Origin of the sequence: Actinoplanes sp. NPDC049802 (assembly GCF_040656595.1) — a bacterium.
Classification (GTDB): domain Bacteria; phylum Actinomycetota; class Actinomycetes; order Mycobacteriales; family Micromonosporaceae; genus Actinoplanes.
Genome location: NZ_JBFAMR010000007.1, coordinates 68,755 through 77,852 on the forward strand (window position 1 = coordinate 68,755; position 9,098 = coordinate 77,852).

Annotated in this window: 8 protein-coding genes; 5 read left to right on the forward strand and 3 right to left on the reverse strand. The window is 71.9% G+C overall.

What is annotated here, in order from left to right:
- Positions 1-371: 371 nt before the first annotated feature.
- Positions 372-2,156, forward strand: coding sequence for a dTMP kinase (gene tmk / locus AB0I88_RS07225; RefSeq protein ID WP_361019587.1), 1,785 nt, complete (start codon positions 372-374; stop codon positions 2,154-2,156).
- Here tmk and AB0I88_RS07230 read toward each other — a convergent pair.
- Both AB0I88_RS07230 and AB0I88_RS07235 read right to left on the reverse strand, forming a co-directional pair.
- On the reverse strand, positions 2,125-3,402 hold the full coding sequence (locus tag AB0I88_RS07230) for an SGNH/GDSL hydrolase family protein (RefSeq protein WP_361019589.1): 1,278 nt from the start codon (positions 3,400-3,402) through the stop codon (positions 2,125-2,127). The two genes, tmk and AB0I88_RS07230, sit on opposite strands and share 32 nt — an antisense overlap.
- Positions 3,403-3,631: 229 nt before the next feature.
- Positions 3,632-4,828 carry a DNA polymerase III subunit delta' gene (locus AB0I88_RS07235; RefSeq protein ID WP_361019592.1) on the reverse strand — a complete coding sequence of 399 codons (1,197 nt, stop codon included), beginning with the start codon at positions 4,826-4,828 and terminating at the stop codon, positions 3,632-3,634.
- Between the two features lie 209 nt (positions 4,829-5,037).
- Between AB0I88_RS07235 and AB0I88_RS07240 the strand changes: the two genes are divergently transcribed.
- The 4 genes from AB0I88_RS07240 (at position 5,038) to AB0I88_RS07255 (ending at position 7,401) form a co-directional block, all read left to right on the forward strand.
- The gene (locus AB0I88_RS07240; protein ID WP_361019595.1) at positions 5,038-5,364 is read left to right on the forward strand and encodes a YbaB/EbfC family DNA-binding protein; all 327 of its coding nucleotides are present in this window, start codon (positions 5,038-5,040) and stop codon (positions 5,362-5,364) included.
- Between the two features lies 1 nt (position 5,365).
- Positions 5,366-5,665 carry a hypothetical protein gene (locus AB0I88_RS07245; RefSeq protein WP_361019597.1) on the forward strand — a complete coding sequence of 100 codons (300 nt, stop codon included), beginning with the start codon at positions 5,366-5,368 and terminating at the stop codon, positions 5,663-5,665.
- Positions 5,662-6,270 carry a hypothetical protein gene (locus AB0I88_RS07250; RefSeq protein ID WP_361019600.1) on the forward strand — a complete coding sequence of 203 codons (609 nt, stop codon included), beginning with the start codon at positions 5,662-5,664 and terminating at the stop codon, positions 6,268-6,270. The genes AB0I88_RS07245 and AB0I88_RS07250 overlap by 4 nt, the downstream gene beginning before the upstream one ends.
- 621 nt (positions 6,271-6,891) lie before the next feature.
- Positions 6,892-7,401 (forward strand): hypothetical protein, encoded by a 510-nt coding sequence (locus tag AB0I88_RS07255; protein WP_361019603.1) that lies wholly within the window; start codon positions 6,892-6,894, stop codon positions 7,399-7,401.
- A gap of 386 nt (positions 7,402-7,787) precedes the next feature.
- On the opposite strand, the gene AB0I88_RS07260 is transcribed toward AB0I88_RS07255, so the two are convergent.
- On the reverse strand, positions 7,788-8,918 hold the full coding sequence (locus tag AB0I88_RS07260) for a hypothetical protein (protein ID WP_361019606.1): 1,131 nt from the start codon (positions 8,916-8,918) through the stop codon (positions 7,788-7,790).
- Positions 8,919-9,098: the final 180 nt, after the last annotated feature.

Here is a 9,098-nt window from a genome sequence, read left to right on the forward strand (position 1 = left end):
CCCGATCGTGGTTGCCCCGCGACCCAGGTATCGGGCGGTTACAGTGCTCCGAGCAGTGACCACGGGAGGTAGGGGCCATCAACACGGAAACGCAGCAGGACCCGGGGCCTGTCGACCTATCGGGCATAGCGGCACTGCGCTCGGTACTCCGGCGCCGTGGCTTCCGGCGGCTCTGGCTGGTCCTCGCCGCGGCGTCGTTCGGCGACTGGGTCGGCCTGCTGGCCACCGCGCTGTTCGCCTCCGCCCAGTTCGAGAACCCGGCCGCGCAGGGCGCCGCGTTCGGTGGCACCATCGCCGTACGCCTGATCCCCGCTCTTCTGCTCGGCCCGATCGCGGGTGTCTTCGCCGACCGGTTCGACCGCCGTTACACGATGGTGATCGTCGACCTGCTGCGGTTCGTCATCTACGGCTCGATCCCCCTCGTCCCGCTGCTCGGCGGCACCCCGGCGCAGACCGTCGCCTGGGCCACCATCGCGACCTTCATCGGCGAGACCATCACGCTGATCTGGATCCCCGCCAAGGAAGCCGCGGTCCCGAACCTCATCCCGAAGTCCCAGATCGAGATCTCCAACCAGCTGACCCTGATCACCACGTACGGGATCACGCCGATCCTGGCCGCGCTGTCACTCGCCGCGCTCACCGCGGGCCTCCAACAGTCCGGCGCCTCGCTGCCCGACTGGGCACAGCCCATTCAGCTGGCCCTCTACATCAACGCGTTCGCCCGGCTCGCCACCGCGCTCGTCGTCTTCTTCGGCATCAAGGAGATCGGCGGCAAGAGCGCCGCCCGGGAGAAGGCCGCCGAGCAGAGCATGACCCGCCAGTTCCTGGACGGCTGGAAGTTCATCGGCAGCACCCCGCTGGTCCGTGGCCTGGTACTCGGCATCTTCGGCGCGTTCGGGGCCGGCGGCGTGGTGATCGGCGCGGCGGAGAAGTTCGCCAAGTCGCTGGGCGCCGGCGAGGCCGCCTTCTACCTGCTCTTCGGCGCCATCTTCATGGGCCTGGCGGTCGGCATCGGCCTGGGCCCGATGATCGTCAAGGAGCTGTCCCGCAAGCGCTGGTTCGGCATGAGCATCGTGCTGGCCAGCAGTTCGGTCATGTTCCTCGGATTCTCCTTCCATCTGTCCATGGCGCTCTTCGGCGCCATCATGGTCGGCGCGGGCGCCGGCATGGCGTTCCTGTCCGGCACCACCCTGCTGTACGGGGAGATCGCCGACGAGCTGCGCGGCCGCACCTTCGCCGTGGTGCAGATCGGTGTCCGCACCGTCCTGCTGCTGGCCATCACCCTCTCCGGCATCCTGGTCGGTCTCGGCAGCTCCCGCCGGGTCGACCTGGGCCTCTTCCAGGTGGACGTCTCGGCCACCCGGGTGCTGCTCGTGGTGGCCGGAGCGATCGGCGTCTGGGTGGGCATCGGCGCGTTCCGGCAGATGGACGACAAGCCCGGCGTGCCGGTGCTGCCCGACCTGATCGGATCGCTGCGCGGACGACCGCTCTCGCCACCCGAGTCGTTCGCCCGCTCCGGTGTCTTCGTGGTCTTCGAAGGCGGCGAGGGAGCCGGCAAGTCGACACAGGCCACCCGGCTCGCCGAGGCGCTCAAGGCGGAAGGGCGCGACGTGGTGGTGACCCGCGAGCCGGGCGCCACCGACATCGGCGCCCGGATCCGCGGGCTCGTGCTGGACAAGGCCGAGGCGCCGTCCGCGCGGGCCGAAGCCCTGCTGTACGCCGCCGACCGGGCACACCACGTCGCCACGGTGGTCCGGCCGGCACTCAGCCGCGGGGCCGTCGTCATCAGCGACCGGTACGTGGACTCGTCGCTGGCGTACCAGGGCGCCGGGCGTACCCTGCCGGTCCAGGAGATCTCCTGGCTGTCGGCGTGGGCGACCGGCGGACTCAAGCCCGACCTGGTGGTGCTGCTGGACGTGGACCCCGGAGTGGGCCTGGACCGCGTCGGCTCCCGCGGTGAGGCCGCCGACCGGCTGGAGAGCGAGTCGCGGGCCTTCCACGAGCGGGTGCGGTACGCCTTCCTCGACCTGGCCGCCGCCGACCCCAAGCGCTACCTGGTGCTGGACGCCGCCCGCCCGGCCGACGAGATCGCCGAGGCGGTCGAGGCCCGGCTCGCGACCCTGCTCAGCCCGGTCCAGGCCGGAACAGGCGCATAGGTACGGCGGCCGCCATCGCCGCCATGCCCGCGTCGTTCGGATGCAGGTGGTCGCCGCTGTCGTAGCGGGCGGCCAACCGCGGCGGGTCGGCCGGATCACGCACCGCGGCGTCGAAGTCGATCACCGCGTCGTATTCGCCGGAGGTCCGGATCCACGAGTTCAGCGCGGCCCGCTTGCGCTCGTTCTCGACGGTGTAGAAGCCGAGCGTGTCGTCCTTGAACGGCAGGATCGTCGCGCCGTACACCCGCAGACCGGCCAGCCGTGCCCGCGCGATGAGCTGACGGTGCCCCCAGATCAGGTCGTCCGCCGTGACCACCTCGCCGGGCGGCGCCACCGTCCCCGGGTGACCGAGATCGTTCACCCCGAGCAGCACCACGAGATGCGTCGCCCCCGGCTGCGCCACCACGTCCCGGTCGAACCGGCGCAGTCCGCTGTGCCCGAAGAACGCCGCGAACGCCTCCGCCGCGCTGCCCGCCGGCGGGTTCGGGTCGTGCAGCAGCCGGTTGCCCGAGACGCCCAGGTTCGCCACGCCGAGCCGGATCCGCGCCGACCGGAAACGGGCGGCGAGCAGGTCCGGCCAACGGTGGTTCGCGTTGGTCACGGTGTTCGCCCCGTTGGTGATCGAGTCGCCGAGCGTAACCACCGCTCCGACGCCGCCCTGCACGCTGACCCCGGACAGGAACAGGTACTGCCCGATCGTGCCGGTCGGCGTGACGCGCACGGCCCCGGTCACGTTGCCCGCGGCGATCGCGTTGTCCTGGAAGGCGAAGGCGGCCAGCGTGGTCACCGGCGTACGCTCCGGCAGGTAGACGCTGACCACCAGGTCGGCGCCGGGCGGCAGACTCAGCCGCACCGGATCGCTGACCAGCGGCGACCCGGCCGGCACGGTGGCCGCCACCCGCCCGCCGAAGGTCACCCGCCGGTCGGTGCCCGGCACCGCGTCGGTGCTCGCGCCGTCGCCGGCCCGGATCGCGACGTGCACCTCGCCGATCCGCAGCCCGGTGGCGCCGAACTCGTTCGTCAGCCGGATCCGCAGCCGCTCGCCACCCACGCTGGCGTGCACCACCTGGCGGACGGTCTGGCCGTTCAGGATCAGCGGATCGCCGGGCGGCACGGTGGTCGGTGCGGCCGCCCAGGTGGCGACCCACCCGTCGGAACGGCCGTCCGCGGCGGCCGGAGCGGGATGGACGGCGGCGGTGAGCGCGGCGCCGGATGCCAGGGCCAGTACCTCGCGTCGAGTCGACATGAGCACTCCGAAACTTTCGGAAACCGGGCGGAGGGACGCCCGTAACCTAAAGCGACAGCTGTCTATGCGTCAAGGTTGACGCGGGAGCCTGCTCCGCCTAATGTTCCGGTCAGGATTCGGAAGTTTCGGGGTTCCGGAGTGGGGAGCCAGCGCACAGCACTGAACCGGGCCCCGGGAGAAGCCGGGTCCGTGCCGGGGTCTTGCCGGCACGGGCCCGGCGGCCGAACCGTCAGCCCTGCCAGAGCCCCACCATCATCGCCTCCAGGGCGACCTGCGGCTTCACATTGCGGTCGATGGCGTCACGGCAGGTCAGCACCGCCTCCAAGCGGCGCAGCGTGCTCTCCGGAGACCACTTCGCGGCGGCCGCCGCCGACACCTCCGCCAAGTCGCCGTGCACCACCGGGACCGGCGCGCGCATCGACGTGACCAGCACATCCCGATAGAAACCGATCAGATCCTGCAACGCCCGATCCAGCGCGTCCCGCTGCGCCCGGGTGGCCCGCAGCTTCTGATTGCGCTCCAGCTCCTTCAGCTGGCCGGCCGCGCCGCGCATCGCCGTCGTGGCACCCCGGCCCGTGCCGCCCGCACCCAGCGCCCGCTCCAGCGCCGCCCGCTCGGCCACGTCGAGCTCGGCCACCGCGATCGCCGCCTCCTGCTTCGACGCCGCCTCCAGCCGTGCCGCCGCGTCGAAGCAGGCCCCGATGCTGGTCAGCTTGCGCGGCACCGAGAGGACATCGTCCCGCCGGCCCCGGGCCTCCGGGTCGGCGGCCAGCTGCCGCGCCCGCTCCATGTCGCCCTGCGACGCCGCGGCCGCCCAGCCCGCCTGCTCCGGCGCCACCCCGTGCCGCCGCTCCAGGACCTCGGCCACCGCGGCCGCCGGCGGCTGGCGCAGCGACACCAGCCGGCACCGGGACCGGATCGTCACCAAGATGTCGTCCGGATGCACCGACGGCGTGCACAACAGGAAGACCGTCCGCGGAGACGGCTCCTCGATCGCCTTGAGCAGCGCGTTGCTGGCCCGCTCGTGCAGCCGGTCGGCCGCCTCGATGATCACCACCTGCCAGCGGCCACCGGTCGGAGCACTCGCCGCCCGCAGCACCACGGCGCGAGTCTCCTCGGTCTTGATCGTCAGACCCTCGGTCGTCACGACCTGCACATCCGCATGGGTGCCGGCCAGCGTCGTGTGGCAACCGTGGCACTCGCCGCAACCCGCGCCGTCGCGCTGACACTGGAGCGCCGCCGCGAACACCCGCGCCGCCACGGTGCGCCGCGCGCCCGGCGGACCGGTGAAGATCCACGCGTGCGTCATGCCACCGGAATCCGGCTCGCCCGCCACGATCCGGGCAGCCGCGGCGGCGGCCCGGCGCAGCGTCACGACCGGGTCGTCCTGGCCCACCAGCTCGGAGAAGACATCATTCGGACTCACCCGACGATGGTATTTCGCCGGTCCGACAGAAAGCGCCACCGGATCGAGTTGATCACGCAACGTGGTCCTCGGGAGGTGTCGCATCACACTGCGTGGTGTCGGCCGAAGTTATCCACAAAGGATGCGGCGGCGTAGCGGGACGGTCACTTGAACGGGTACGGTCTCAACCCGGAACGCGACGGTGGCATGACGCGCGGTGAGGAGCCTGGATGGCCCGCGAGATCGACGAAGCATGGATCGACGAGGCGATCGACCGATATCGGCGCTTCGAAGACCTGCGCGCCGACTTCGACAAGGCCGTGGCCGGTCACACCGTCTCGGTGCACTCGCCCGACCGGTCGATCGAGGTGGTCGTGACCGCGGCAGGCGACATTGTGGACGTCCAGGTGCACGGAGCACTGCGTCATCGCGAGCCGGCCGAGTTCGCCCGCGAGATGCGCGCCGTCGTGACCAGCGCCGCAGAGGCCGCCCGCTGGGCCCGGGAGAAACTGCACGCCGAGATTTACGGACAGTTCCGCACGCTGGAGGGGCACTGAGATGGATCGTCTCGCCGATCAGATCGACCACGCGGCGGCCGCCCTGACCACCATGGACCGTCGAGTGCCCAACCTCGCCCCAGCCGCGGCCGCTTTCGGCGCCGACGACGCCGGCCGTCCCGGCCGGATCGGGCGAGCCCTCTACGCCGGCTGGACGACCGTGCTCGCCGCACGGGCCCGCGAAGCCGCCGACGCCGCCGACCGCCTCTCCGAGATGTCCCGTGCCGTGCGCTCCGGTGCCCGCCACTACGCCGACACCGACGAGACCGTCCGCCGCCGCCTCCTGCGAGGCCAATCGTGACGGACCGGCTCGAGCAACTGCTCAAAGCGGCGTCCCCGCTGCTCAACCGGGTCGACGAGGCGCTCGCCACCATCGGCGCCCCGGAGGGGCACGACGTCTGGCCCGAGCTGCGCCGGGTCCGCCTCCTGCCCGGCGACGCCGCCCGTGCCGTCGCCGCCCTGCACCCGTCCGCCCTTCTGGACGCGATCCCCGAGTTGCGCGCCGACGCCCGCGCCTACGCCGATCTGGCCGACGCCCTGCCGTCCCCGGGCTCGTGGTCCGGCGAGGCCGCCGACGCGTACGAGGAGGCCCGCCGCCGCGCCGCCGAACACCTCAACGGCGGCCCCGACAGTCTCGGCAGCCGGATGGAGGCGACCGCCGACCTGGCCGACGCCCTCACCGACTGGATGATCAACACCCGCGACGACCTCGCCACCGTCCTGGCCGAGGCGTCCCTCTCGACGGAGGCGGTCACCCTCTCCGGCGGCGACCACCCACCGGACATCCAGGCCGCCGCGGCCGCCGCCATCGGCGCGACCCTGCTTCGCACCATCGCCGACTGCTACGACCGCGCCGAGGACCTGCTGGACGGCTCCATCGCCCTGCAAACCCCGCTCCTGGTCTGACGCCCCGCTCCCGACGGTGGCCTTCCTTTGTAGCCGGTGCGCGATCTGGGAGGGTCCGCTCAATGGCCGGTGTTGTGCGGCTGGTTGTCAGCGTTCGTTCAAGCGTCCTGAGGCGTCTCTGACAGCCAGCCGGAAGGTGCGGCTGGCCGTGGGAGTTGATTCGGCGGGCGTGAGGGAGCGTTCATGCCCAGCCGGGGGTGTGGCTGGTTGTCGGGTTGGTTCAGCGGGCGTGAGGCAGTGTTCACGGCCAGCCGGGGGTGTGGCTGATTGTCGGGTTGGTTCAGCGGGCGTGAGGGAGCGTTCACGGCCAGCCGGGGGTGTGGCTGGTTGTCGGGTTGGTTCAGCGGGCGTGAGGCAGTGTTCACGGCCAGCCGGGGGTGTGGGCTGTGGGCTGGTTGCCGGGGGTTGACCCTGCTGGCTTATCAATAATGGCTCGCTACCAGCGCATGTCCGGTCCGGCCCCGCTTTGCCAGGCCTCACGACGCGGGTGCGGGGTAGCGGAGACCGGACCCGGATCAGGGGATCGATGACCGGCGAAGGCGACGGTGGTCCGAGGCCGGTGAAGATCGGTCCGTTGCGGTGGTTGCGCGTGTGGACGGGATTGCGTGGACGGTGTGCTCGTTGCTGAGCAAGACCGGTGATGCGGCCCGGCTGGCCGTGATGGCTTCTCGGTGGTCCGAGGCCGGTGAAGATCGGTCCGTTGCGGTGGTTGCGCATGTGGACGGGATTGCGTGGACGGTGTGCTCGTCGCTGTGCAGGACCGGTGATGCGGCCCGGCTGGCCGTGATGGCTTCTCGGTGGTCCAAGGCCGGTGATGCGACCCGGCTGGCCGTGATGGCTCCTCGGCGGTCCAAGGCCGGTGAAGATCGGTCCGTTGCGGTGGTTGCGCGTGTGGACGTCATTGCGTGGACGGTGTGCTCGTCGCTGTGCAAGACCGGCGAAGTGACCCGGCTGGCCGTGATGGCTCCTCGGCGATCGCCGCTGACGCTGCCCCTGGACTCCAGCGTGCGGCACCGGCCGGCCGTCGCACGGACCACCGCCACGTTCCCCGGCTGGCCGCGGACGCGGAGACGAATCGCCGTCCGGGGAGTCGGGACACGGATTTCGGCCATCTGTGTTCTGCAGACGTGACACCCACTACGGGTGTCGTCACACCCACTACGGGTGTCGTGTTCTCCGAGCACACATCGCTCTGCACGCCGGCCCTCCGCCCACCGGACGCCAGGACGCCAGGACGCCGGGGCGACAGGGCGCCGGGGCGACGGGGCGACAGGGCGTCAGGGCGTCAGGGCGACAGGGCGTACCGTCGGTGCGCCCCGCCCGCTCGACCGCCCGGGGGCGTGCAGGTGGGCGGGCGGGGCGGGCGATTTGGCCAGCAGGGTCGGGGTTGGTTCGGCGGGCGTGGGGCAGCGTTCACGGCCAGCCGGAGGGCTGGCCGTGGGGGTTGGCCCGGCGGGCGCGAGGGAGGACTCACGGCCAGCTGGAGTGGATCGACGTCTATCCGATGCGCCGGGTGGTCAGGGATTGCGGCGGCGTGCGGTGAGAAGCACCGCGGCGATGCCGCCGAACACCATGGCCGCGCCCGCGATGAACAGTGACATGGCCCCGGGACCGGTGATCGGCAGACCCGTGCCGCTGCTGCCACCCCCGCCGCCCGCTCCGGGCTCCACTGCGCCGGAGGAGACCCCGTGGCCGGACGTCGGAGCGACCGCTGCCGCTTCCAGCATGCCGATGCCTAGGTCAGCGACCACACCGTACGGTCCGTAACCGGAGGCGCCGCGTCCACTGTCCTCATTGCGCGTCAGCGTCACCCGGACGGCGGTGGCACGGGCCGCGATCGCGTCCTTCGAGGCGGCCTGGCGGACGTCACCGAGGGTGATGCGCAGCGTCGAACCGGGCTTGCCGACCGGCGCCGGGGTGGACTCCGGCTCGCCGAGCGCCGGAATTCCCGGCACCTTCGGCAACGGAAGGTCGCCGATCGGAACCAACCGACCCGGAAGTGACTCCAGTGGCCGCATCTTCTCACTCAGTGTGACGTCAATGTGATCACCGGCCGTGGTCAGGCGTGCCTGCTTGCCGTTGCGGGTGGTGACCTCCACGACGGCGGGCCGGTAATCGACCCGGCTCTCGCCGCCCGCGGTCATGCTGACGCGCAGCTCCGGCGCCCGCAGCATCCGAATACGAACCTCGTTGTCTACCAGACTGATCCGTCCCGCGGTGACCGTCGCCGACGCGACCGTCCGCGCGGCGCCGGCATGGTGCCGCAGCGCGGTCTCGGAGCGACTCGACAACCTTTCCGGTACGCGTACCAGCGCCCCACTGCCCCCACCCACGAGCGTCAAACGGCTGATCTCGGCTGAAGCGTCGGACACGTCACCCGCGGTAGCCCCGCATTCCATTCCGGCAGCCCACACGGCACGCGCCCGGAGCTTGCCCGCCCCTACCCGCAGCGGGCCGAACTGCTTGGCGCCCGTACGCCGCTCGTTGGCCTTGGAATTGACCGGCGGCGCCTGCTGCATCACCAGGTCGTCGCCGTTCCCGCTCACCCGGCCGTTCAGAATGCGCGCCGCGCCACCCGAGCTGACCCGCCCATCCGCGATCAGCACACTCCGCGAGTCGCCCAGACCGACATCCTCGATCGCCGGCATCCGCGCGCCGCCCGCCCGCTCCTGGGCGGGCCGATTCCGTGCTCGATGCCCGTCTCCGGCTCCACCGGTCCCCACGTTCCCGCGGCTACCGGCATCCCCTGCCGATCCACGGCCGGCGCGCGGCGGGAGATCGGCCGCCGAAGCGCTCATGCCGTTCCCGCCGACCGCGCCGGACCCGCC